Source organism: Plantactinospora alkalitolerans (assembly GCF_015690345.1).
GTDB lineage: Bacteria > Actinomycetota > Actinomycetes > Mycobacteriales > Micromonosporaceae > Plantactinospora > Plantactinospora alkalitolerans.
This window is the reverse complement of record NZ_JADPUN010000260.1, coordinates 21,803-46,866: the sequence shown is the minus strand read 5'-3', so window position 1 is coordinate 46,866 and position 25,064 is coordinate 21,803. Positions and strand designations below refer to the sequence as shown.

Here is a 25,064-nt window from a genome sequence, read left to right as displayed (position 1 = left end):
TCATCCTGCCGAAGGTTCAGAACATCCGCGAGTGCCTGTAGTGAACGTGCGCGTGGCCGCCCGCTGCGTCCCTGCTCGAGGTCGCGGACCACACCGACGCTGACCCCAGCCTGATCCGCGAGATCAGCCTGGGTCAGGCCCCGGCTCACCCGAACGCTCCGCAGAAGTTCACCAAGGCCCACATGTTCTCGATCGTTCATAGCCGACTCGAATCCCCCGTGCCGAAGACGGCCGGCCTGGGGCCGGCCTGCTGGTTCTCCAATGGACGATCGTTGATGATATTCGGGATGACCGGCGGCTGAGGTGCCTGTCAAGACGGATCGTGGTACGAGATCCGGTACCGGAGTTGTCCCTCCAGCCGTACGCCAGGGATGGTTCCCACACTTCCGGTAGGCGAGGCCACAGCCCGCCGTCACACGGGAGGACACGTATATGCACTCTTACGCTCAACGGAGCGGTTGGCTGGCACGTCGGTCACTGGTACCGATCGCCGTGCTGGCCGCGGCCATGGCGCTGACGCCGGCGACGGCGTCAGCGACGCCCGACACCTCAGCGGTCGACGCGGCCGGGCCGGCCGCCGCGAGCGTGCCCGGGGACCCGCCGCTGCCCGAGTACCCGGGCCTTACGCCGAAGGTGGGAACATCCGCCGCGGTGAGCACCACACCCCTGCCATGTGCCGACAACGGGTCCGACAAGACCATGCGCCGGGCTGAGGCGATCACCCGGGCGCGTAGCTGGCTCAGCGTGGGTGGCGTCCCGTACAGCCAGAGTCGGTGCTACGAGAACAGGTACGGTGACTATCGCACCGACTGTTCGGGCTTCGTCGCCATGGCGTGGGGTCTCGGCGGCATCGGGAACGGCTTCTGGACCGGGAACCTCGACACCCGGTCACACCCGATCGCACGCAGCGATCTTCAGCCGGGTGACGCCCTGCTCCGGCACACCGGCAATACCAGCGAGAACCACGTCGCCCTGTTCGTGAAGTGGGGTAACTCCGCACGTACCACACCGGTGGTCATCGAGCAGACGGGCAGCAGCGGCACCATCGAGCGCACCTGGACGTCCAGCTACGCCGGCCTCTACACCCCGGTCCGCTACGACAAGATTGCCGAGGACGTGTCATCGGAGGACATCCCGGTCTCCGGTGACTGGAACAAGGACGGCATCGACACCATCGGCGTCTTCCGCCCCAGCACCTCCACCTGGTACCTCCGCAACACCAACAGCGGAGACGCCACCATCATCTTCAAGTTCGGCCACGGCCCATCCGGCGACATCCCCGTCGTCGGCGACTGGAACAAGGACAACATCGACACCGTCGGCGTCTTCCGCCCCAGCGAATCCACCTTCTACCTCACCGACGGCACCACCAGCCTCGACCACCAGTTCATCTTCGGCCACGGCCCATCCGGCGACATCCCCGTCGCCGGCGACTGGAACAAGGACAACATCGACACCGTCGGCGTCTTCCGCCCCGGCAACTCCACCTTCTACCTCACCGACGGCACCACCAGCCTCGACCACCAGTTCATCTTCGGCCACGGCCCATCCGGCGACATCCCCGTCGCCGGCGACTGGAACAAGGACTACATCGACACCGTCGGCGTCTTCCGCCCCGGCAACTCCACCTGGTACCTCACCGACGGCACCACCAGCCTCGACTACCAGTTCATCTACGGCCACGGCCCATCCGGCGACATCCCCGTACCAGGCGACTGGAACAAGGACGACATCGACACCCCCGGCGTCCGCCGACCAGGCAACAACACCGTCTACCTACGCAACGCCAACAGCGCCGGCGGCGTCGACGAACAATTCATCTACGGCATCTGACCACACATTTCCGCACCGGCTGCCGGCTGGCCCCAGGTGGGTCAGCCGGCACCCGAGGTCCCGCTCTTGCCGGTGTCTGACATGCTCGGGACGGTGACGACCGGCCAGCCGACCAGACGCACCCACCGCCGCCTCTCGAGCCGCACCAGCCGCACCCTCGTCGTGCTGGCCGCGGTCGCGGCGGTCGTCGTCATCACGGTGGTCGCCGTGGTCGTCGTGCCGCTGCTGCGGGGACCGGGCCCCCGTCCGCTCTTCCAGCTTCCCGTCGCCTGCGGCGAGACCTGGCAGCTCGGTACCTATCCCGGCCACGACGACTACGACGTCGACCTGTTCCCGACCAGGGGCGAGGCGTGGGGGCGGCCGGTGCTCGCGTCGTACGCCGGCACTGTCACCGTGGCCGGGATCAACGGATCGCTGGGTGGCCGTAATCCGGACAACCCGGACGGCGCGCGCGGTCGTGGCGGTGGGTACTGGGTGAAGATCGATCATGGCGGTACCTGGGAGACGCAGTACCTCCACATGCTCGAACCACCGCTGGTCCGGGTCGGCCAGCGAGTGGACCAGGGCGACCAGATCGGCCGGGTCGGCAGCACCGGCAACTCCGGCGCCCCGCACCTGCACTACGAGCAGCGCCAGGGCTGGCAGAAGGTCGAAACCCACTTCGACGGTTCACCGTCCGGCATCACCCACGACGACGAGGAATACACGGTCAAGCGGAAGAGCAACAACTGCCCCGCCGGAGCGGGCCGTTGACCGGGATGCCGGCGCCCCGTCCGGCTCAGGAGGCGGCGATGCCTTCCATGCCGATCCCGTTCTCGAACTCGGGCAGTCCGTCGACGGTGCTGACGAGGGTCAGGGACCCGTCTTCGTGCACGGCGTAGCCCTGCACGTTGCCGGCGGCGGCGTTCTGCACGTAGAGGAATCCACCACCCTCGGTCATGTCGATGGAACCACCCCCGGTGCTGGCCGCGACGGCGGCGACCAGGACGAGGTGTCCGTCGTCGCCGACCCGGTAGGCGCTGATGGTGGAGCTACCGGCGTTGGCCACGTAGAAGAACTCCCCCACCCGCTGGGCCCGCGCCGAGGCGGTGGGGCGGGCCATCCCGCCGGCATTCAGCTGGCGATGACCCGGACGCCGGAGCCGGCGAGCCACTGTCCCCACTCCCGGATCCATTCCCACCCATCGACATCTTTATATATCGATGACCCCGGCATATGCTTCCGACTGGCCCGCCGTCAGAAGACCGTCGCGCACCGGCCCACGGAGGAAGACAATGCCACAGCGATCCGGAGTGCCGACCTGGTTCCCCCTCGCCGTCGTGCTGGTCCTCACCCTCCCCGCACCGCCCGCCTTCGCCGCCGCGGACACCGCCGGGGTCCGGGACGACCGGCCCGGCCCAGCCGGACCCGGCGACGTCCGGCCGCCGACCACACCGACCGGGCTCGCGGCGACCGGCGTGACCGGCACCAGTGTCACCCTCACCTGGCGCCCCTCGACCGACGACGTGGGGGTCGTGGCGTACGACCTCTACTCGGGAAGGACCGTGGTCCGCTCGGTCACCGGCACGACCGCGACCGTGCCCGACCTGGTGTCGGGGACGACCTACGCCTTCGCGGTGAAGGCCCGCGACGCGGCCGGGAACGTCTCGCCGGCCAGCGGCCGGACGACCGCGACCGCCGGCCGGCCCCGGGCCGCGGACTTCACGGTCTTCGGCTTCAGCCAGTCCGACGTGAACCAGGAAGATCCGCAGGTTTACGAACTCGTCCCCGACGTCACGATCCGGGCCATCGGGAAATGGTCCACCAGCGGTGACGAGGCGGCCGACTACCAATTCGACCAGATCCGGCGCTATCACGACAAGGGCATCGCGTTCATGGGCAGCGGGACGGCCAGCGTCATCTTCCCGCACGACTTCGCCAGCGCGGAGATCTTCGACGACATGTCGACGCGCGACGCGGACAACAATCCGGTACCCCACGACGAGTTCGGGTTCCCCGACCCGGCCCGTCGGGGCAACATGTTCAACCCGAACTACCGCCGGTACCTGCTCGACTGGGCCAAGATCCAGATCGACGGCGGCGTCGACGGGATCAACCTCGACGAGGTGAACGCCGGGTTCAGCGGCGGACAGAAGTACGGCTTCAACGGCAACGAGGGATTCGACGACTACGCCGTCGCCGACTTCAACCGGTACCTCCTGGCGAAGTACCCGGCCTTCACGGCAGCCGACTGGAAGTCCCGCTTCGGCATGACCGACGACAACCTCGTCCGGGGCGACGTTCCCGCCGACGATCTCGCCCACAACTTCAACTACCGGAGATACCTGCGGGTCAACGGCTGGAACCTCGACCCGCTCACTTCGGAGAACCCGCTGGCCGGCGAGTGGGGGCGGGTGACCGCCAACCGGATGTACGCCGACGACATGTCCTTCACCGTCAGCTACCTCCGGCGCTACTGGAAGGAGATGGTCGACGAGCTGCGGTCCTACGCGAGGAGCACGGCCGACCGTCGGCTACTGGTCAGCTCCAACGGACTCCTGCCGTACGTGGACTACAACAGTGTCGGGATGTACCCGTGGAACCCCGACGAACAGACGCCCGACTTCAGGGGCGCCGACTACGTGCCGGTGGTCGACGGCCACCTCAACGGCGCCAAGTCGTTGCAGGCGAACTACCGGTACCTCAAGGAGCAGAGCGGCCGGATCGCCGGCGACGTACCGGTGGCGGTGTTCATCGACTGGCCGAACGACATGATGACCAACTACCTCAACCTGCCGCTGGCCGAGAAGCAGGACTACTGGCGGATCTTCGGCGCCGAGGCGTACGCCAACGGCATCTTCCCGGCCTTCCACCTGAAGGACACGCTCGGCAGCCCGACCGCGGAACAGTCCGGCATGCTGGGCTTCTTCCGGACGTACAGCCAGTTCTACAAGGACCACCGATCGCTCTACCGGGACAACGACCACGGGACCCAGACCGTACGCGTCGGAGCCGGCAACATCTCGGCGAGCCTGCTCGTACCGCGCGGCGGCGGAGCACGGACCGTGCACCTCGTCAACCACAACTACGACCGGGGGCCCGTTCCGCAGACCGGCTTTCCGGTGGAGGTCGCCCTGCCGTCCTGCCCCCGACGGATAGCGATGATCTCGCCCGACTTCGCGGGGTCGGAAGTGCCGATCTCCTCGTGCCGGAACGGCCAGCTGCGGGTGACCGTCGACCGCCTCGACTACTACAACGTCCTGGTGTTGACCTGACGCCGCGACGTCCCGCCCGGCGGAGCACCGGGCGGGACGTCCATGATGCGTCACGGGCAGTTCAGGACGACCTCGGTGTCGCAGAGCGCGTCCACACCGGGGCCGCCGTCGCCGACATCGTTGCCCAGCCCACCGGTCAGCTCGTCCACGCCGGTCCCTCCGGCCAGGTCGTCGTCCTGGGCACCGCCGCCCAGCACGTCGTCACCGTTCCCGCCGCTGACGACGTCCTCACCGTCGCCGCCCCGTACGGTGTCGAGGCCCGGGTTGCCCTCCAGGACGTCGTCTCCAGCGTTTCCCTCGACAATGTCGTCGTCCTCGTCGCCCCGGGCCCGGTCCGCACCCCCGTCGCCCGCGATCTTGTCGTCGCAGAGGCCACCGGAGATGGTGTCGTCCCCGTCGCCTCCACTGATGGTGTCCTCGCCGTCGCCGCCGCTGATCTGGTCGTTGCCCGGTCCCCCGACGAACGTGTCGGCACCGCCGTTGCCGATCAGGATGTCGTTGCCGCCGTTGCCGATGAAGGTGTCGTTGCCGGCCCCGCCGACGAAGACGTCGATGCCGTCGTCGCCGATGAAGGTGATTCCCACCGGATCGGGCTCGCACTCCTCGTTGGCCGCCGCCGGCCCGGCGGTCGCCAGGACGGCCGCCGTGGACAGCAGGAGCAGCGCGGCAAGAGCGGTGCCGGGTCGACCCTGCCTCTTGGTGATGGTCATGGTCCGTCCTCCGTATCCGTGCCGGGTACCGCTCGGTGCGGACCCGAGCCCCCTTGGGTGGTGGCCAGACGAAGGGTGGCAACCGGGGCTCAGCGCTCGATCAGCGTTCCGTCACGGCCGGGCACACCGGCCCTGCCACAGGAGGTGCTGGGACGCCTGTTGTCAGGGGCGGCAGCGGGCGGGACCATGACAGGGACCGTGCCGACCGAGGCCCGGGAGGGCGCATGACGTATCAGGATTCCTTGGACCGGATCGTTCAGGAGATCGTCGTACCGGGTGCGGAGTCCCTCGACCGGTCCCGGTCCTTCCCCCGCGAGGCCGTCGCCGCGATGGCCGGGGCGGGTCTGCTCGCGCTTCCGGTGCCCGCCGAGTACGGCGGAGGTGGCGAGGGGCTCCGGGCCGCGACCGACGTGGTCCGGCAACTCTCGGCGGCCTGTGGCTCGACCGCGATGGTGACGATGATGCACTACAGCGCTGTTGCCGCGCTGACCGCCACCGACCGGGCCGACGAGCTGCGTCAGATCGCCGCCGGGCGGCACCTGAGTACCCTCGCCTTCTCCGAGACGGGATCGCGCAGTCACTTCTGGGCACCGGTGGGCACGGCGACCGACGACGGCGACGAGGTGCGCCTCGACGCCCGGAAGAGCTGGGTCACCTCGGCCGGCCACGCCGACAGCTACGTGTGGTCGAGTCGGCCGCTCGCCGAGGCGGGGCCGATGTCACTGTGGCTGGTCCGGGCCGGCACCGAGGGCCTGTCGATCGGCGCCGAGTTCGACGGGTTGGGACTGCGCGGCAACGACTCCCGCCCGGTCACCGGCAGCGGCGTACGGGTGCCCCGGACGGCGCTGCTCGGTGTGGACGGTACGGGTCTGGACCTGGCGCTGACCGCCGTACTGCCGTGGTTCCTTCTGCTCAACGCCGCCGCGAGCGTCGGCCTGATGCAGGCGGTGACCCGCGAGGCGGCGGAGCACCTGGTCCGGACCCGCCTGGGGCACCTGGACCAGTCGTTGGCGCAGCAGCCCGAGTCCCGGGCGGTGCTGGCCCGGATGCGGATCGAGACGGATCGCACCAGGGCGCTCGTGGACAGCACCCTGACCGCTGTCGAGCAGGGGGCCGACGACGCGCAACTGCTGGTGCTGGAGGTCAAGGCGGCGGCGGGCGGCAGCGCCGCCGAGGTCGCCGACCTGGCAATGACGGTGTGTGGCGGAGCCGCGTTCCGCAGGGAACTGGGAATCGAACGCCGGTTCCGGGACTCCCGGGCGGCCCGGGTGATGGCACCGACGACGTCGGCCCTGCTGGACTTCGTCGGCCGGGCCCTCTGTGGCCTGCCGCTGCTGGACGGTCCGGCCCGATGAGCCGCACGCTGCTCCTCGGTGCCGTCGCCTACGACCCGAAGGTCGTGACCATCTGGACCGGCTTCCGTTCCTGGTTCGCCGAGCGTGGTCTGGACCTGGACTACGTGCTCTACTCGCACTACGAACGGCAGGTCGAGGACCTGCTCGCCGGCCGGATCGACCTGGCCTGGAACTCACCGCTGGCCTGGATCCGCGCCGAGCGGCTGGCCCGGGCCCGGGGTCTCGAGCTGCGCACCGTCGCGATGCGCGACACGGACCGCGACCTGACCTCGGTGATCGTGGTACGGGCCGAGGCGGATCTGCACTCCCCCGCCGACCTGCGGGGCCGGACCGTCGCAACCGGCGCGATCGATTCGCCCCAGGCGACCCTGCTGCCGCTGGCGCTGCTCCGCGGTGCCGGTGTCGCCCCGACCGACGTCGACCTGCTCCGGTTCGACGTGGGTGTCGGGCTGCACGGCGACCACATCGGCGGTGAACGGGACGCCGCGGCCGCGCTGCTCGCCGGCCGTGCCGACGCGGCCTGCCTGATCGACGCGAGTCTGCTGCTGTTCGGGCGGGACGGCACGCTGCCGTCCGCGTCGGTCCGGGTGCTGGCCCAGACGGAGCCGTACGACCACTGCAACATGTCCGTCGGGCCGGCGGCCGACCGGGCACTCGTGGACCACTTCGGCGAGCTGCTGCTGAGCATGTCGTACGCCGACGACTCGGCCCGGCCGCTGCTCGACCTGGAGGGGCTCAAGGAGTGGCTGCCGGGCCGGACGGACCGGTACGCCGCGCTGGACGGGGCGGTCACCGACACCGGCTTCTACCTTCCCGACGGGACGCTCGGTGCCGACGACTATCGACCTTGAGAGCCTCGGTTTCGACAACGGCGGTCACCTGCTCGTCGACCGGGCGCTGGCCGGGCTGGACCCGGGAGAGCGCCTGGTCGTGCGTGGTCGGCATCCCGCCCTCGGCGTACACCTCGCGGCCTGGTGCCGGGCGGAGGGGCATCGGCTCGATCCGGACGCCGCCGCCCCGACCATCGTCCGAGGCAGCGCCGACCGGGACCGGTGGCGGGGAGCGCCGCGGGCCGGGCGGACGGCCGCCGACGTCGTTCCACGGGCGAGCCGGGAGTGGGGACTGGCCGCCCGGAGCGCTCTGGTCGAACCGGGTGGTCCGGCGCTCTCCGTCGACTGGGTCGACCGCGACCTGGTCTGGGCCGACATCGCACCCCAGCTGTACGCACAGGCCACGGCGAACCAGTGGGATCCGGCGACCGCGGTGGACTGGACGGCGGCCGGATCCGTGCCGGACGACGTCGAGGACGCCGTCGTGCAGGTGATGACCTTTCTGGTGGAGAACGAGCAGGCCGCCCTGATGATCCCGGCCCGGCTCCTCTCCCGGCTCCATCCGCACTACCGCGAGGTGATGCAACTCCTGGCGGCGCAGGCCGCCGACGAGGCACGGCACCTGGAGGTCTTCACCCGCCGTGGGCTGATGCACCGCGACAGGCTCGGACTTTCCGGCGCCGGCGGTCGGGCGTCTCTGCAGACCCTGCTGGAGGAACCGGACTTCACCCTCGCCTCGTTCCTGCTCTCCGTCCTGGGGGAGGGCAGTTTCCTCGACCTGCTGCACTTCCTGCACCGCCACGCCCCGGACCGGGTGACCGCCGACGTCACCCGGCTCGCCGCCCGGGACGAGGCCCGGCACGTCGCCTTCGGGGTCGCCCACACCGCGCACGTGGTCCGGGCGGACCCGGGATTCCTGCACCGGCTGCGTACGGCGGTCGAGCGGCGCCACGCGGCGCTGGCCGACACGGCAGGCCTGAACAAGCAGGTCTTCGACGCGCTGGTCGTCCTCGCCGCCGGTTCCTGGGAGCCGGCGGCGATCGCCCGGGGCTGGCAGGATGTGCTCCGCCTCCAACAGGCCATGGATTCGGGGCGCCGGCGACGGCTGGAGTACATCGGCTTTCCGGACGACGAGGCGGCCGCCCTGTCGGCGCTGCACACCCGCAACTTCATGTGACCGTCGGATCCCATCGACCGGCTCGGGCGGAGCCGCCGTTCGGGGCCGCGACCTCCTGCCCGGCCGCCGCGACCCGGCCCGCCTCAGGGCTGGCGGATGGCCTCGCCCGCGATCTCGATCCGCACGGTCTTTCCGACCAGGACACCGCCGCTTTCGAGAGCCACGTTCCAGAGCAGCCCGTACGCCTCCCGCTCGATCTCCGCCGTCGCGCTGAAGCCGAAGATGTCCTGCCCGTAGGGATCGCGGCGGGCGCCGCCGAACTCCACCTGGAGATCGACCGGTCGGGTTGTCCCCTTCACGGTCAACTCCCCGGTGAGTACGAACCGTCCGGACGTCCGGTCGACCTGCTCCGGCACCACGACCTCGCTGCGGCGGCCGGGGCGCTGACTCCGCAGCCGGGCCCAGAAGAAGATCGAGTCGTCCCGGTCCGGCTGCTGCCGGATTCCCGTACTGCGGTACTCGAGGGTGGGGTACCGCTCCACGTCGAGGAAGTCGGCGCTGCTCAGGTGCGCGTCCCGGTCGGCGTTTCCGGTGCCGATGCTCGCCGCCTGGATGGTCGCGGTCACCGAGGAGTTCACCGGATCCGGATCGACGAGGATCTGCGCGGTCGCGTCGGCGAACTCGCCCCGTACCGGACTCACCATCATGTGTCGGGCCAGGAATCCGATCCGCTTGTGGGCGGGATCGAGCAGGTAGGTGCCGGGGGCCGGGATCGTCATCCCGTGCCAGGACCGTGTCGTGGAACCGGTCATCGTCGTACGTCCCCCGAATCGTTGCCGCGTGGTGCGGATGTCCTACGGTTCACCGATTCCACAGAGTAGTCAGGCAACCGGAACGACATCTCTGACCTGGGCGGCTCCCGTGAGGATGATCACTTTGCGTTAGCCGCTGCGGCTCCGGCGACACCGCACCGGCGGTCGGTCGCCGTCTGCGGACGGGGCGGTCAGAGCGACTTGTGGTAGATGACGAAGTCACAGGGCGTCGCCAGGTGCGGCTGGAGCGCCGGGTACGCCTCGTCGAGGCGGGCCCTGCGGATCTCCCGGTATCCGATCCGGGTGTACCAGTCGCGCAGGAACTCCTTCACCGGATGCGTCCAGGTCTGCGGGACGAGAAGTTCGAGCTGCATCCGGTCGAGCTGCCGCTCACGCGCCCAGCGCTCGGCGAAGGCGACGAGCTCCCGGCCGATGCCGATGCCACGGTCGTCCGGGCTGGCGACGAGCATGCCGAACGCACCCTCGCCGCCGCCGAGACGCTGAAGCCGGACCGTGCCGACGAGCCGGCCGCCCATCCTGGCCACCGCGAGTTGACCCGCGCGGATCAGGGACGTCACCTCGGCCGGGCTGGTCCGATCGGTGCCGTCGCGCCACAGTCCCTTCTCCGCACCGGCGTACACCCGGTTGACCAGGTCGACGACCTCGGCCACGAACTCGCCGTCGTCAGCCTGTTCGGGGGGTGCGATCGAGACGTCCAGCGGTGACACCGTGCCGACTTCTCGCATCGTCCCTGTCTCCATCCGAGTGCGGGTACCGGTCGAAACGGTAGCCCGACGGCCTCGACGCCCGGCTCTCCGCCCTGCTCGACGCGGTCCCGATGGCCGTACCGTGACCGGTCCCGCCGAGTCGGTGAGCGTTTTCATGGATGAAAACGGGAGCAAAGGGGTAGCGTCTCAGATATATACACAATCCGGGCCCCCTCCGTCGGAGGTATACGTGACAACCACTGGACGGCGGCCGACACCGGCCGACCCGACGCCGGAGCCGGCCGCCGGGATTCCGAGCGGAACCGTCCGCAACCTGCCTCCCGAACTGGGGCCGGACGCGATCGGCGTGCTCGACGGTCTGTCGTTCATGTTCTCCGACTCGGCCGGCGACGTGCCCCCGGGCTCGATCGGCGGGCTGGTCCACGAGGACACCCGGTTTCTGAGCCGCTGGCAACTGACGCTCAACGGTTCCCGGCCGCTGCTGCTCGGCTCCAGTCCCGTCGACGCCTTCTCGGCCGCGTTCTTCCTGGCCAACCCGGACCTACCCGACCTGCCCGCCAACCGGGTCGGGATCCGCCGGCAGCGCCTCGTCGGCGAGGGCATGTACGAACGGATCGGACTGCAGTGCTTCACCGACGATCCGGTGCCGATCCAACTGCGGCTGGCCGTCGGCGTCGACTTCGCCGACCTCTTCGAGATCAAGGAACAGGTCCGGGACCGCTCGGCCCAGATCGTCCGGGACCACGCCGCCGACTGCTCCCAGCTCAGCTTCTCGTACCGCAACGGCGAGTTCACGGCGGGCACGGAGGTCCGGGCGATCCCTGCCGCGAGCCGGATCGAGGATGACGATCTGGTCTGGGACCTCGTCCTGACCCCCGGGGAGGTCTGGCAGGTCGAGTTGCACGTCCCGCTGCGCTACGTCGACCGCCGGATAGTGCCGACCCGACGGGAGTTCGGCGAGGTCTTCGAGGTGGGCGACGAAACGGACTCGGCGACCCGCTGGCAGGCCGGCTGCCCCGACGTGCGTGCCGACTCGGATTCGATCTGCGACGTCTTCCACAAGTCCGTGGCCGACCTGGTGTCGATGCGGGTCGAGAAGGAGGTCAGAGGAGAGCGAGTGGTGATGATCGCCGCCGGACTGCCCTGGTTTCTCACCTTGTTCGGGCGGGACTCGTTGATCACCAGCTACCAGGTGATGCTCGGCGGGCCGGAACTCGCCCGGGGGGCGCTGATCGTCGTCGCCGCACACCAGGCCACCGAACTGGACGACTTCACCGATCGGGAGCCGGGCAAGATGCTGCACGAGCACCGCAGCGGCGAACTGACCCGGCTCGGCCTCAAACCGCACAACCCGTACTACGGCGCTGCCGACACCACGCAACTCTGGCTGATCGTCCTCTCCGAGTACTGGCGCTGGACCGGCGACGAAGCTCTCCTGCAGGACGTACGGGACAACGCCTACGCCGCGCTGCGCTGGATCGACGAGTACGGCGACCGGGACGGCGACGGCTACGTCGAGTACGCCACCCGGTCCAGCGAAGGACTGGGGAACCAGTGCTGGCGTGACTCCTGGAACGGCGTCCAGTTCGCCGACGGGACGATTCCGGTGCTGCCGATCGCGATCTGCGAGATCCAGGGCTACACCTACGACGCGAAGCTGCGGATGGCGGAGCTGGCCGACGGCCCGTACCGCGATCCCGGGTTGGCCCGCCGGCTGCGCGACGAGGCCGCCGCGCTCGCCGACCGGTTCAACCGCGACTTCTGGATCGAGGACCGGGGCGGCTACTACGCCCTGGGGCTGGACGGGGACAAGCGGCGGATCGACTCGATGACCTCGAACATGGGGCACCTGCTGTGGAGCGGCATCGTGCCACCGGAGCGGGCTGCGATGGTGGCCCGCCAACTCATGTCCGACGAACTCTTCTCCGGCTGGGGGGTACGGACCCTGTCGACCGAGGACCGTGGCTACAACCCGATCGGCTACCACCTGGGCACGGTCTGGCCGCACGACAACTCCCTGATCGCGTACGGGTTGGCCCGGTACGGCTTCCGGGCCGAGGCGAACCGGATCATCGAGGCGATGCTGGAGGCGGCCCGCTACTCCGACGACCGGTTGCCCGAGGCGTTCTCCGGGTACGACCGCGCGTTCGGCCGGATCCCGGTGCCGTACCCGACGGCGTGCAACCCACAGGCCTGGGCCAGCGCGGCACCGCTGCTCTTCCTCCGCACGATGCTCGGGCTGGAGGCGAGGGACGGACAACTCCTCCTGGACCCGGCGATCCCCGAGCGGTTCGGGCGGATCCAGATGACCGGGGTGCACGGTTTCGGTCAGCGCTGGGACCTCGAGGCGAACGGCACACAGGGCCACCTGCGGCTGTCGGACCGCTGACGTCCACCCGAGCGTCGCAGACGTGATCGGGTGGGCCGGATCCTCGTCGATCCGGCCCACCCGTCACCACGTCACCGCGTCACCGCGTCACCGCGTCACCACGTCACCGCTTCAACGCTTCAGGGCGCGGGCGAGTGCCGTCGTCGCATCACCGTCCTGGTACGACAGGAGGATCGACGATCCGGCCGGCAGCGCGGCCTCCAGGGGCAGCGTCAGCGTGTGCCTGCCGGACCCGAGATCGCGGGTGGTGCTGGCCAGAACCTGGTCGCCGTCCCAGACGAAGGCCCGGACGGTGCCGGACTGCCTGGTGCGCACGTCGACGGTGACGGACCGGTTCCGGGTCTCGACATCGTCGATCCGTACCGTGCCGTTCGGCAGGGCCCGCCAACCACCCGGTGCGACCCCGTCCTCGGCGGACTGCACCAGGGTCTGTGGCGAGTCCACGCTCAGCGCCGCCGTCGCCGGGAAGACCGGCTCCTTCGGCGCCGGAGCCTGGCTCGGGTACCCGTCGAGTCGTGCGATTCCCCAGCGCCACGGGTCGGCCCGGACACCGGTCCAGGTCGACCAGCCGGTCCGGGTCTGCCCGGACAGGTCCTGGGTGTCGGAGTCGTTGACCAGGATCTCCAACCCCATGTGGTCCGGATCGATGGTGTCCGGCAGTACGTCGAACGGGATCTTCGCCTCGATCCGGTAACCGAGGTAGGGGTTGGTGACGATCGAGGCGACCTGCATGCCCGGCGCCGTCACGGGACCGGGTCCCTGGCGGTTGTCCCGTTCCCGGGCGAAGCACGGCGGGTTGCCGTTGGCGGGGTCGACCGTGGTCGGGAAGAGCGCGACGTTGAAGACCGTCGAGGTGTTTCCCGAGTTGCCCCGGGGGTCGATGCCGAACTCGATGTTGTCGTTGCGCCGGGGGCGCTTGCAGTCGTCGGCCCGCAGGACGGAACCGAGAACGTCGTCGGTGACGTCGAGCAGGACGTAGAGCGCGTCGTCGGTGTACGTCAGCCGGGCGGTCCCGGAGATGTCCGCCGGCGGTGCCGCCGTTCCCTCCCAGCGGGTCGAGATGTCGATGGTCTCGCCGCTGTACTCTCCCGGCCCGGCCGTGCCGTCGACGGTCGGCGCGGTCGCCGCCGCCGGGATGGTGGTGACCGGGACGAGGTTCAGAGTTCCGCTCTCGACGGCCTCGCCACCGTTGAAGCTGGTCTGGATCCCGACCGGGTAGGCGCCGTCGTTCGGGGCCCGGTTGGCGGTGGGCAACGACGTGTCCGTGTTGGTGACCGTGAAGGTGACGGCCCCGCGCGCCCCCGGTTGCAACCCGGTGTAGGTCTGCTGCGACTCCGCGACCGAGAAGCCGGCCGGGACGGTCAGCCGGACGCTACCGGACTGAACCTGGTCGCTGTGGTTGGTCAGGTCGACCCGGATCGGTCGGGTGCCACCGCTCGGCAGGCTCAGCAGCGAGGGGATCAGTGCGTCGAGGGTCTTGACGTCGTGCTTCTCGGTCCACTGCCGGAACTTGGCGATCTCCGGCAACGGTTCGAGGGTGCCCCGGACCGGCGCCGTGGCCTGCACGACCGCCGTGTTACTGCCGGTCCCGTCCTTCTTGCTGGTCATGGTGGCCCTGAGCGAGAACCGGGCACCGGCGGTGAGGTTCTGCGGCGGGGTGACGGTGAACCTGGCCACCGCGTCCTTGCGGGTGGGAATCGTGCCGATGTTGCCGTCGCCCCGGACGCTCCATCCGGCCGGAACCGAGAGGCTCACCTTGGCGCCGGGGATCGCCCGGTCCGCTCCGCGGACGAGCGCGTCGACCTTGAGCGGAAGGCCGGGAAGGACCTCCCAGCGCTCCGGCCGCAGGTGCAGTTCGGTGCCGAGCGGAAGTCCGCCGGTGGCCCGGATGTTGGTGCCCTGAAGGGCCGCGGTGCCGCCGACCGTCGGGTCCGGGTACGGCGTACGGCTGTCGATCATCGTGATCCGGTTGCAGCCGATGCTGGCGGGGTTCGTGGCGGCGTCGCCGGTGCTGGCCCAGCCCTGGCTGGCGTACTCACGCCGGGCCCAGACGTTCACCTGGTTCCACCGCGTGCCGTCGTGCCGCGCGGCCTCGTACCCCTGCCAGGTTCCGAAGACGACGTTGGTCGGCTCGGACGGGGTGAACGGGGCGGTCTCACAGGTCGGGCCGTTCGCGCCCGAGCCGCTGCCACCGGCCTGGAAGATCCGCGCGACGCGCCAGGGCTCGAGCCCTTCCTTCTTGATCTGTTCGGGGAAGGCGTTCGGGTCCGCTGCGGCGTAGAACGCCTCGACGGCGAGCATGGCGGCTTCCTGGTGGTTGCCGTGGTTGCCCTGGGTGGCCGAGGGGTTCATCGTGATGATGACCTCCGGCCGGGTGGTGCGCAGTACCCGCACGATTCGGGACAGCGCGTTGTTGTAGCCCCAGATCTGCTCGGACAGCGGTGCGCTGGCGGTGTAGTAGAAGTCGACGGCGTCGAGGTTGTAGATGTGCTCGACACCCGCCCAGCCGGTGGCGCGACGCTCTTCGTCCTCGCGGATGATCCCGAGCGGTGGCCCTTCCTCCAGCCCGACGGCGTTGCCACCGCCCTCGCCGCGCGTCATCGTGATGACGCCGGCCTCGATGTCGTGCTGCTCGTTCCAGTACCCGAGCATGCCGAGCTGGCCAGCCTCGTCATCCGGGTGCGCCCCGATGAACATGACGTCCAGGTCGACGGTGTCGCCGGCTTTGCCAGTGGCCGTGGCCGGAGCCGCTCCGACCAGGCTGAGCGGTACAAGACAGCATATCGCCGTTGCGATCTTGACGCGCCATCTCATGTGCATACCTCCTCGTGGTGATTCGATACTCACGGTCGTGCTGCATCGGGACTGTGCGGACCTCGCGCGGCGGCTCGGTGCGGCTGGAGATCGAGGTTCGGGCGGTCCGGGCGCCGCGGCGTCCACGAGCGACGGCGGTCCCGGTCCAGGACTCGACGCGTCGGTCGGGGAAGCCGCTACAGGTGGGTCAGCCGCGTAACCGCCACCCGGATCCGTGTGGCGGCATCGGATGCTCAAACGCCAGCAGCGCTAGACGTCTGCGCACGGTGGACGATCGCGTTGGGGGGTCAGCGGTACGGCTCATCCGTACCCGCTGGAAGGCCTTCGCTGGGTAACGCTAAAGATCGTCTCGGAGTGAGTCAATACTCTGGACGGCACTTTCTTTCTTCTCAGAAGAAATCAAATAGGCTCGCCACCCGGACGCCCTCCGCGTCGACTGAACGCCTTACCGGAGGTCCTTCTCCTGGCTATTCCCGGCGTCAGCCGGAGGATGGGTCAGGGATGGGCTATTCGGACTTAACATCCATAATTAGTTCCTTGGAGAAAGGAAACAAGCCTTTGGTCGGGTCACGACAAGGCCATGCCCGTCCCGGACGGCAGCCCCGAACCCACCGCGGACGGCGGCCGACACCGTCCACATCCGACGGACGGCGGTCGGTCCGGACGCCCGACCGGATCCGGCGGTAGTGCCCGGATCCGGTCGGGACAGGTCGGATCGGTTCAGACCTGTTCGGGGGCCGACGCCAGCTCGCCCGCCATCGTCACCGCACCCAACAACGCCGCGTCGTCGGGAAACCCGGACAGCACGATCTCCGGGCGGTACGGCAGAACCTCCGCGAGGCGTTCGGCGAGCAGTTCCCGAACCAACGGACTTCCCGCCACGCCGCCGACCAGCACCACCCGCCGCGGATCGATCAACAGGCAGCAGGTCACCAGGTGACGGGCCAACTCGTCGAGCCGGTCACACAACGCCTCCCGGGCCGGGCCGGGTGTGGCCGCCTCGGCGCAGAGTGCCGCCGCGCCACCGGTCAGTCCGAACGTCGCCGCCAGCCGATCCAGGGCGCCGCCGGAGAAGACCCGCTCCAACATGGACTCCGGACCGGACCAGCCCGCACCGGTAACCGCGTACCCGATCTCGCCGGCCGCCCCGCCCTGTCCGGACAGTACGGTGCCACGGGTCGTGACCGCCGCCGCGACACCCGTGCCGAGCCCGACCACCAGCCCCGGATCGACGTCCTGAAGAAGACCGAGCCGCAGCTCGGCCAGCGCCGCCGCGTTCAGGTCGTTGGCCACCGCGACCTCGGCGACGCCGAACCGGTCCCGGACCGCGTCCGCCAACCGCAGCCGCTCCCACCCCGGCACGTTCGGGGCCAGGTCGATGCCGTCGGGCCGGATCACGCCCGGTGATGCGATTCCGGCAGCGGCGAGCCGCCCGCCGGTCCGGCCGAGCAACTTCCCGGCCAGATCCAGAGCCCGGTCCAGCGCCTGCCGGGCACCGCGATCCGCCTGGGTCGCGATCCGCTCGGCCGCCAGCAACCGACCGCTGCCGTCGGCCACTCCGACGGCCATCTTCGTGCCGCCGAAGTCGATACCGAGCAGTCGCCCCGGTGCCACCCCGGCGTCCGGTGTGGAGCCCGACACCCGACGGGCGGCATCGAGGTCGACGGCACCGGATTCCACCGCTACCGGAACCAGGCGGTCATTGCCCTCGGTGGAGATCTCCCGCTCGGAAAGCCGGTGCTCGGATGGAGGTCGTCGCTCGGACGGAAGGTGTTGTTCGGCCGGAACCGAATGGGACCGCACCGTCACTGTCCGAGCCGCCCGTCCACGGCCCGGTCCAGCGCCCGCTCGGCGGCGGCCAGCCGGGCACGCATCCCCGCCACCCGGGCATCGACCGCGTCGAAGGTGAGTCGGATGGTCCTGGCCTGGGCCCGTACCGCAGCGGTGCCCGGACCGTCCGCCTGGGCGCGGTCCAGCACCAGCTCCGGACGGACCGCGGCGGCAAGAAGATCCGCCACCGCGGCGTCCCCGAGCGGCCCGGCCACACCCGAGGCGCCGGCCGCCGAGCGAACCTGTTCGGCTGTCCAGGTATCCGGTGTGCCGGCCCGCACCAACCTCCCGACCACCGAGTGGGCCGCCCGGAACGGCACACCGTGCCGGGTCAGCGCGTCGGCGGCGGCCGTGGTGGTCGCACCCGACGCCACGATCTCGGCCGCTGCCGGCGGCTGCCACGGTACGAGCTGGTCGAGGAAACCGCCGAGCAGGGCGAAGAACCGGTCGCTGCGGTCGCAGCTGTCCCAGAGCCGGACCTGTACGTCGGTGGTGGCGTTGTTGGAGTCCTCCCACCAGCCCGCGCCCACGTTGTTCAGCACCGAGGCCGCGTCGCCGGCCGACGCGCCGGCCATCGAGACGAGATGCTCCAGCACCACCGGGTTCCGCTTCTGCGGCATGATGCTGCTGCCCTGGGTGAAGTCCACCGGCGTCTCCACCCAGCGCCAGGTGAGCCAGTCCATCAGGGTACGGGCCAACCGGGCCCCGGTCGCCAGCGCCTGCGCGTTGAGGGTGGCCACCCGGACCAGGTGGTCGGCGCCGGCCACCGCCTCGTAGGAGTTGGTCACCAGGCCGTCGAAGCCGAGCAGCTCGGCCAACCGGGCCGGGGAGATGTCCAGATCCGTACCGGCGAACGCGCACGAGCCCAGCGGGGAACGGTTCATCTGGTCCAGCAGGTCCGCGTACCCGGTCGCCTCAACGGCCAGCGCCTCGGCGTACCCGGCCAGCACGTGCCCGATGGTCGTCGGTTGCGCCGGACGGCGGTGCGTGTAGCCGGTGATCAGCACGTCGGCGTAACGGTCGGCGCGGTCCAACGCGGTCGCCCCGGCGGCCAGCACCCGATCGAGCACACCGAGCAGTTGTTGCCGCAGCACCATCCGGAACACGCCCGCGTCCAGGTCGTTGCGGCTGCGGGCGAGTTGGACGTCGAGTTCGGCGGTGGATATCCCGCACGCCGCCGCGAGTCGCTTCTCGACCTGGAAGTAGACGTCCTCCACACTGCCGTCGAACGGCGGCACATCGGCGCTGTCGGCCGCCAGCGCCCGCAGCCCGCGGAGTAACCGGGCCCCCCGCTCGGCCGGGATCAGCCCCTGCTCGACGAGCATCACCACGTGCGCCTGGCTGGCCCGCACCATCGGCGCGAACAGGTAGGGCGCGTGGTGGTCGTAGGTCGGGCGCAGGTGGTGCTGCTGGTAGATGGTCAGCGACGGTGTGCTTGTCATGATGTCCCTCGTGTCCGATCGTTTCGCCGGAGGCCATCCGTGGCGCTCCGGCGGGCGTGGGCCGACGATGCTCAACCAGTCAGGCCGAGCAGCCGCTCCGCGTTGCCGGCGAAGATCGCCCTAAGGTCGGCGTCCGGCATCCCCATCTCCCGACAGATCCGCAACTGGTCGTCGAGATACCGGCCGACATAGCCGCGCGGGAACCAGGACGAGTCGCTGCCGAAGACGATCCGCTCCGGCCCGATCGTCTCGTAGCAGCGCCGGAACAGATCCTCGAGCGTCAACCGGTACGGCATCCAGCGCACCCACTGGTTCGACCCCGACGTGTCGACGTGGATGTTGGCACAGCCCCAGGCGGCGAAGAGCAGTTCCTGGATGTGCTGGACACCGAAGTGCGGCACCACGAAGGCCAGTTCGGGGAAGCGGCGGGCCACCCGGGCCAGGTGGTTCGGGCTGTCGTACGGGCTGGACGGCAGGCCGCCCGCGCTGCCGTAGTGCCCGACGTGCACCAGCACCGGCACGCCGAGCCGCTGGGCGGTTTCCCAGCCGGGGTCGAGCGCGGGATCGTCCAGCGGGCCCCGGACCAGCGGGGCGAAGATCTTCCAGCCCCGCAGCCCGCGTTCGGTCACCGCCCGCTCCAGTTCGTCCGCCGCACCGGGCGCGAACGGGTCGTGGTGGGCGAAGCCGAGGAACCGGTCGGGATGCCGGTCGACCACGTCGGCCACCGCGTCATTGCCGCCGCCGGTGACGAAGACGGCCCGCCGGATCCCGTTTTCACGCAGCTCGGTGACCCACCGGTCGGCCTCGTCCGGCCAGTGCCCGGCCGGCGGCTCCGGCTCGGGGAACGACCACGCCCGGCGCCACCGGGCCGCGTACGGGGCGGCGCCGGCCGCGCGTACGGCAGCCCCCCGTTCGCCACCGGGATGCATACCGACGGCGTGTTCACAGGCCTGGACGGTCTGGTCGGCACCGATCCGGAAATGCAGGTGGAAGTCGACGATGTCGAGTCCCCTGTCGACGGTCACGATTCCTCCTCGAGCCCGGTCACGGTAGCCGCATCGGTCCCGGCCGGACCCGCACCCGGTGGGCCGGGCAGCGGGGCGGCGAGCCACGCGTCGACCACCTCGCGCAGCCGGGTACCGGCCAACTCCCGTACCCGCCCGCCGATCGGTTCGGTTGCCATCGAGACGTGACCGGACCATCCGGCCCATGGATCCGGGCGGGACTCGACAAGCACGTACGGATGACCGGTCGACAACTTGGGCCGGGGCGGCAGGTCGTCGACCGCGTCGAGGCGTACCGCCCCGGGGTCGAAGCCGAGGACGCCGGAGGTCTCGTACGCGCCGCCGTGCCCCCGGGCCGGCCGGTCGCCGTACAGCTCCGTGGTCTCGGCGGGCGTCACCAGTTGGAACCAGTTCACCAGCAGCAGGCTGGCCCGGCGCCGGCCGGAGACCCATTCCATCGCGGCCCGGACCGTGGACATGTTGGCGTCGTGTCCGTTGACCACCAGCAGCCGTGGGAAGCCGGCGGCGACGATTCCCTCCAGCACGTCGCAGAGGTAGCCGACGGCCACCTCGGGGCGGATCGCGACCGTGCCCGGCCAGGGCCGGGTCTGGCCGGGGCAGGCGGTGTAGGCCACCGCCGGAAAGAGCACGCCCCGGTGGCCGCCGGCACTCTCCCCGGCGAAGCCCTCGGCCAGGATCAGGTCCGTGCCCAGCGGCAGGTGCGGGCCGTGCCACTCGACCGCGCCGACCGGCAGGACCGCGAAGTCGGCCGCCGCCGCGACGGCCGGCAACCGGACCCCGGGCACCCGTTCGATCGGGATCAGTCCGCCGTCGGCCGGCCAGTTCCCGCCGGTCAGTTCGTCCATCGGGTCGCCTCCCGGACCGCCCGGCCGCCGCCCTGAAGCCGGCCGGACACCACCATCACCACGAAGATCAGTGCGACCTGGAGCATCCCGTACGCCGCCGCCGTACCGATCTCGAACGAGTACATCCGGTTGTTGATCGCCACCGAGATCGGCGCCGTACTGGAGGTGTAGATCAGCACCGAGGCGACGAACTCCCCCACCCCGTGCACGAAGGCGAGCAACGCACCGGCCAGCACGCCGGGCAGCATCAGCCGCAGCGTGACGGTCCCGAAGGCCCGCCACCAGGATGCGCCGAGGTTGCGGGCCGCCTCCTCCAGCGACGGGTCGAGTTGGGCCAGCGCCGCCGAACTGGACCGGAACACCAGCGGCAGAAACCGCACGAAGTACGCCAGTGGCATGATCCAGAACGTGCCGATCAGCACCTGCCCGAGGCTGAACGCGTTTCCGGTGCTGAACGCCGCGATCAGGTTGATCGCCACGACCGTGCCGGGCAGCGCCCAGGCGAGCATCACCGCGACGTCGAGCAGCCCCCGGCCGACGAAGGTGAGCCGGCGCACCGCGTACGCGATCAGCACCCCGAACACGACGCACCCGACGGTGGCCAGCAGGCTCATCTGGAGCGAGTTCACGATCGGCTGGAAGGCCTGCGGCTCGGCGAAGATGGCGACGAAGTTCTCCATGGTGTATTCGGTCGGCAGCACCTCGGTGGTCCACGAGCCGTCGACCGAGAAGGCGACCACCGCGATCGTGGCGACCGGGGCGAGCAGCACCACCGTGGCGAGCAGCGACCCGACCAGGGCGAGCCACCGGCCGACCGGGTTGCTGATCTCCCGGCGGTGCGCGGAGACTCCCTTGGACTGCGACCGGTAGCTGCGCCGCCCCTCGTACCAGCGCATGCCGAGCAGGAAGAGCACCGACACCACGCCGAGGACCGAGGCGTACGTCGAGGCCATCGGCAGATCGCCGTTGGTCCGGTTGATATAGATCTGCATCGTCATCGTGCGGTCGACACCGAACAGCAACGGCGCGGTGTACGACGCCAGCGACGTCATGAAGACCAGCAGCGAGGCGGAGACCAGCGCCGGGGTGAGCATCGGCAGCAACACGGTGCGCCAGACCCGGACCCGACCCGCGCCGAGGTTGTAGGCGGCCTCCTCCACCGAGGGGTCCATCCCGGCCAGCGCGGCGGAGGCGGCCAGATAGAAGAACGGGTACATGGTGAAGGTGTGCACCACCAGCACCCCGGCGATGCCGTCGAACGGCAGGACCGGTGACTCCGTGCCGAACAGCTGTTGCAGGCCACGGGGCAGGATCCCGGTCTCGCTGTAGAGCAGTTGGAACGAGATCGCGCCGATCAGCGGCGGCAGCGCCGCCGGGACCAGGATGATCGCCTCGATCAGCCGGCGCCCCGGAAAGGCGAACCGCTTGAGCAGGAACGCCATCGCGACCCCGACGATCCCGCAGAGCAGCACGCTGGCCGCCGAGATGCCCAGCGAGGTGAGCAGCGAACTGCGGGCGACCCCGGCGCTGGACAGGAAACTGGTGTAGTTGGCTATCCCGTCGCCGTCGCCGCTCTGGGCGAAGGTGGCCAGCATCGGCTGCACCACGTAGCCCCAGAGCACCACGACCAGCGGCAGGACCAACAGGTACGGGAACCAGCCGCCGCCCGCGCCGCCGAGCAGCCGGTCGGTGAACCGGGACCGCCGACGTCCCGGAGCGGGATCGCCGGATCGGGGCGAACCGGTCCGGGGCGGCTCGGGGGCGGTGGTCGTCGCGGCGGTCACGGGTGCACCACCCACATCCGGGCGGCCGGCAGCCGCAGCCCGATCCGGTCGCCGACGGCGAGCCCGTCCGGTACCTCGACCGTGGCGACCATCAACTCCTGGCCCGAGACGTCCACGGTCAGGTTGGTCGCCATGCCGGTGAACTCCAGATCGGTGATGCGCCCGGCCAGCGCCTCCGGCTCGTCCGGCCCGCAGAGCCCGATGTGCTCCGGCCGGATCGAGATCAGCGCGGTGGCCGACTCGGTCAGGCCGTGCTCCCGGGGCGCGGCCACCGTACGGCTCGTGTCGTCGGCCAGCCGCACCTCGACGCTGATCGCATCGGCCGCCAGCACCGGCAGCGACAGTACGTTGCTGCGGCCGATGAACCGGGCGACGAAGGTGGTGGCGGGCCGGTGGTAGATCTCCTGCGGGGTGCCGATCTGCCGGACCCGTCCGGATTCCATCACCGCGATCCGGTCCGACATGGCCATCGCCTCGGCCTGGTCGTGGGTGACATAGATGGAGGTGAGACCGGCGTCCCGTTGGATCCGACGGATCTCGGTCCGGGTCTCCTCGCGCAGTTTGGCATCCAGATTGGACAGCGGCTCGTCCAGCAGCAGGGTACGTGGCCGGATCACCAGGGCGCGGGCCAGCGCCACCCGCTGCTGCTGGCCACCGGAGAGCTGGTCGATCCGGCGGTCGCCGTACCCGGCCAGGTGCACCTGGTCGAGCGCCTCGGCGATCCGGGACCGGGCGTCCGCCCCGCGCACCTTGCGGATCTTGAGTCCGTAGCCCACGTTCTGCGCGACCGACAGGTGCGGGAAGAGCGCGTAGTTCTGGAACACCATCCCGGTGTCCCGCTTGTTCGGCGGCTTGCGAGTGACGTCCTCCCCGCCGAACCGGATCCGCCCGGAGGTGGGGAAGTAGAAGCCCGCGATCATCCGCAGCGTGGTGGTCTTTCCGCAGCCACTCGGCCCGAGCAGTGTGAAGAACTCGCCGGCGTCGATGCTGATGTCGACATCGTCGACCGCTGCGGTGTCACCGGCACCCGCGAAGCGTTTGCTGACCGACTCCAACGTGACACCGATCATGATGTCCCTCCCCCGCGTCCGGTCCGGAACGCGTCGTCTACGACTCGATGGCGGCACGGTGCCACCGGCAGGTGGCGCCGGATCGGCGCGCCGGTCCGGGTCGACCCCCGGACCGGCGCGCCGAGCGGGTGGTGCCGGCCCGGATAGGTGGGCCGGGCCGGCACCGGAATGGTCAGCCCTTGTTCTTGATGTCGCTGTTCCAGTGGTTGATCCACTCGGTCTCGTGCTGTGCGATCACGTTCCAGTCCACGTTCATCGGCTTCAGGCCGAGCTTCGCCAGCCACTCCGGCTGCTCGGCGATCTCGATCGCCGGGATCTGGAAGTAGTCGCGGGCCAACTCGGCGCGGAGCGCGTCGTCGTAGAGGAACTCGATGAACTTCTGGGCGCCCGTGGTGTTGCCGCCCTTGACCGCGGCCAGCCCGTCGACCAGGACCGGCGCGCCGGAGGCCGGCATGACGTAACCGAACGGCATCTTGGCCTGGTTGGCCTGCAACAGGATGTCCTGCAGGTTCCAGAGACTGATCACGCCCTGCTGGCGGGACATCTTGAGGTAGAGGTCCGCCGGGTTCGCGGCGTAGTCGGTGGTGTTGGCGTCCAGCTTGCGCAGCCAGTCGTAGCCGGGCTGCGGGTTGCTGCCGTCCGGGGAGAGCTTCTGGATCATCGAGGCGTAGATCGAGCGCATCGTGCCGGAGGCCGCCACGTCACGGATAATGATCTTGTCTTTCCAGGCCGGCGTGATCAGGTCGTCCCAGTCCTTCGGGGCCTGGTCGGCCGGGACCGCCTTGTTGTTGTACATGATGACCTCGGGCAGCAGGATCTCACCGAACCAGCGGCCCTGGGGGTCCTTGTAGGCGGCGTCCATCTTGGCGGCGAAGGCCGGCTGCCAGCCGGCCAGCAGGTCCTCGGTGGCCCCGCTGGACAGCGCCTGCTGGGTACCGCCCCACCAGACGTCGCCCTGCGGGTTGGCCTTCTCCGCCCGCACCCGCTCCAGGATCTCCTGCGCGCCGAGGGTCAGCAGCTCGACCTTGCCCTGGTACTCCGGGTACTTGGCGGTGAACTTGCCGACCACGAACTCCGCGACCTTCTTGTCGCGGGCGGTGTAGATGACGATCTTCTCGGCGGCCGCGGTGCCGTCGGTGGCCTCGTCACCGCCACCGCCGCACGCGGCCAGGCTCGTGACCATCATGGCAAGCGCTCCGACCAGCGCCAGTCGACGTCTCATGGGT

At 70.1% G+C, this 25,064-nt stretch carries 19 protein-coding genes and 1 pseudogene; 7 read left to right on the top strand and 13 right to left on the bottom strand.

The window, feature by feature from the left end:
- Positions 1-5 precede the first annotated feature (5 nt).
- Positions 6-200 (bottom strand): annotated as a pseudogene (locus tag I0C86_RS45605) (helix-turn-helix domain-containing protein); the annotation flags it as partial.
- Between the two features lie 232 nt (positions 201-432).
- Here I0C86_RS45605 and I0C86_RS30050 point away from each other — a divergent pair.
- On the top strand, positions 433-1,833 hold the full coding sequence (locus tag I0C86_RS30050) for a C40 family peptidase (protein ID WP_196204682.1): 1,401 nt from the start codon (positions 433-435) through the stop codon (positions 1,831-1,833).
- 81 nt (positions 1,834-1,914) lie between these two features.
- Complete coding sequence (locus I0C86_RS30045) at positions 1,915-2,586, top strand: M23 family metallopeptidase (RefSeq protein ID WP_196204755.1); 672 nt, start codon at positions 1,915-1,917, stop codon at positions 2,584-2,586.
- 25 nt (positions 2,587-2,611) lie between these two features.
- On the opposite strand, the gene I0C86_RS30040 is transcribed toward I0C86_RS30045, so the two are convergent.
- The gene (locus I0C86_RS30040; protein ID WP_196204681.1) at positions 2,612-2,995 is read right to left on the bottom strand and encodes a beta-propeller fold lactonase family protein; all 384 of its coding nucleotides are present in this window, start codon (positions 2,993-2,995) and stop codon (positions 2,612-2,614) included.
- 112 nt (positions 2,996-3,107) lie between these two features.
- Between I0C86_RS30040 and I0C86_RS30035 the strand changes: the two genes are divergently transcribed.
- Positions 3,108-5,087 carry a fibronectin type III domain-containing protein gene (locus I0C86_RS30035; protein WP_230395017.1) on the top strand — a complete coding sequence of 660 codons (1,980 nt, stop codon included), beginning with the start codon at positions 3,108-3,110 and terminating at the stop codon, positions 5,085-5,087.
- 50 nt (positions 5,088-5,137) lie between these two features.
- On the opposite strand, the gene I0C86_RS30030 is transcribed toward I0C86_RS30035, so the two are convergent.
- Positions 5,138-5,797: a calcium-binding protein gene (locus tag I0C86_RS30030; RefSeq protein WP_196204679.1), complete on the bottom strand. Its 660-nt coding sequence runs from the start codon at positions 5,795-5,797 to the stop codon at positions 5,138-5,140.
- 224 nt (positions 5,798-6,021) lie between these two features.
- Between I0C86_RS30030 and I0C86_RS30025 the strand changes: the two genes are divergently transcribed.
- Genes I0C86_RS30025 through I0C86_RS30015 form a run of 3 tightly spaced genes read left to right on the top strand, consistent with a single transcriptional unit; the run spans position 6,022 to position 9,159 of the window.
- Positions 6,022-7,152, top strand: coding sequence for an acyl-CoA dehydrogenase family protein (locus I0C86_RS30025; protein ID WP_196204678.1), 1,131 nt, complete (start codon positions 6,022-6,024; stop codon positions 7,150-7,152).
- Complete coding sequence (locus I0C86_RS30020; protein WP_196204677.1) at positions 7,149-8,003, top strand: phosphate/phosphite/phosphonate ABC transporter substrate-binding protein; 855 nt, start codon at positions 7,149-7,151, stop codon at positions 8,001-8,003. The genes I0C86_RS30025 and I0C86_RS30020 overlap by 4 nt, the downstream gene beginning before the upstream one ends.
- A complete protein-coding gene (locus I0C86_RS30015; RefSeq protein ID WP_196204676.1) occupies positions 7,981-9,159 on the top strand; it encodes a ferritin-like domain-containing protein in 1,179 nt (392 codons plus the stop codon). The genes I0C86_RS30020 and I0C86_RS30015 overlap by 23 nt, the downstream gene beginning before the upstream one ends.
- A gap of 83 nt (positions 9,160-9,242) precedes the next feature.
- Here I0C86_RS30015 and I0C86_RS30010 read toward each other — a convergent pair whose 3' ends face one another.
- Together I0C86_RS30010 and I0C86_RS30005 are read right to left on the bottom strand one after the other, a co-directional pair.
- The gene (locus tag I0C86_RS30010; protein WP_196204675.1) at positions 9,243-9,911 is read right to left on the bottom strand and encodes a YceI family protein; all 669 of its coding nucleotides are present in this window, start codon (positions 9,909-9,911) and stop codon (positions 9,243-9,245) included.
- 191 nt (positions 9,912-10,102) lie between these two features.
- Positions 10,103-10,657 carry a GNAT family N-acetyltransferase gene (locus I0C86_RS30005; protein ID WP_196204674.1) on the bottom strand — a complete coding sequence of 185 codons (555 nt, stop codon included), beginning with the start codon at positions 10,655-10,657 and terminating at the stop codon, positions 10,103-10,105.
- A 211-nt stretch (positions 10,658-10,868) separates the two neighbouring features.
- On the opposite strand from I0C86_RS30005, the gene I0C86_RS30000 reads away from it, so the two are divergent.
- Positions 10,869-13,028: an amylo-alpha-1,6-glucosidase gene (locus I0C86_RS30000; RefSeq protein ID WP_323373932.1), complete on the top strand. Its 2,160-nt coding sequence runs from the start codon at positions 10,869-10,871 to the stop codon at positions 13,026-13,028.
- 111 nt (positions 13,029-13,139) lie between these two features.
- Here I0C86_RS30000 and I0C86_RS29995 read toward each other — a convergent pair whose 3' ends face one another.
- From I0C86_RS29995 to I0C86_RS29960, 8 genes are all read right to left on the bottom strand, one after another.
- The gene (locus tag I0C86_RS29995) at positions 13,140-15,842 is read right to left on the bottom strand and encodes a sugar-binding protein (RefSeq protein WP_196204673.1); all 2,703 of its coding nucleotides are present in this window, start codon (positions 15,840-15,842) and stop codon (positions 13,140-13,142) included.
- A 720-nt stretch (positions 15,843-16,562) separates the two neighbouring features.
- A complete protein-coding gene (locus I0C86_RS29990; protein WP_323373931.1) occupies positions 16,563-17,522 on the bottom strand; it encodes an ROK family protein in 960 nt (319 codons plus the stop codon).
- A 125-nt stretch (positions 17,523-17,647) separates the two neighbouring features.
- On the bottom strand, positions 17,648-19,114 hold the full coding sequence (locus I0C86_RS29985; RefSeq protein WP_196204672.1) for an argininosuccinate lyase: 1,467 nt from the start codon (positions 19,112-19,114) through the stop codon (positions 17,648-17,650).
- Between the two features lie 71 nt (positions 19,115-19,185).
- Entirely contained in the window at positions 19,186-20,139 is a 954-nt protein-coding gene (locus I0C86_RS29980) for an amidohydrolase family protein (RefSeq protein WP_196204671.1), read from the bottom strand.
- A complete protein-coding gene (locus tag I0C86_RS29975; protein WP_196204670.1) occupies positions 20,136-20,984 on the bottom strand; it encodes a creatininase family protein in 849 nt (282 codons plus the stop codon). The genes I0C86_RS29980 and I0C86_RS29975 overlap by 4 nt, the downstream gene beginning before the upstream one ends.
- Complete coding sequence (locus I0C86_RS29970; protein ID WP_323373930.1) at positions 20,972-22,768, bottom strand: ABC transporter permease; 1,797 nt, start codon at positions 22,766-22,768, stop codon at positions 20,972-20,974. Before I0C86_RS29970 ends, I0C86_RS29975 begins: the two co-directional genes overlap by 13 nt.
- Entirely contained in the window at positions 22,765-23,838 is a 1,074-nt protein-coding gene (locus tag I0C86_RS29965) for an ABC transporter ATP-binding protein (protein ID WP_196204668.1), read from the bottom strand. Before I0C86_RS29965 ends, I0C86_RS29970 begins: the two co-directional genes overlap by 4 nt.
- Positions 23,839-24,010: 172 nt before the next feature.
- Complete coding sequence (locus I0C86_RS29960; protein WP_196204667.1) at positions 24,011-25,060, bottom strand: extracellular solute-binding protein; 1,050 nt, start codon at positions 25,058-25,060, stop codon at positions 24,011-24,013.
- Positions 25,061-25,064 lie beyond the last annotated feature (4 nt).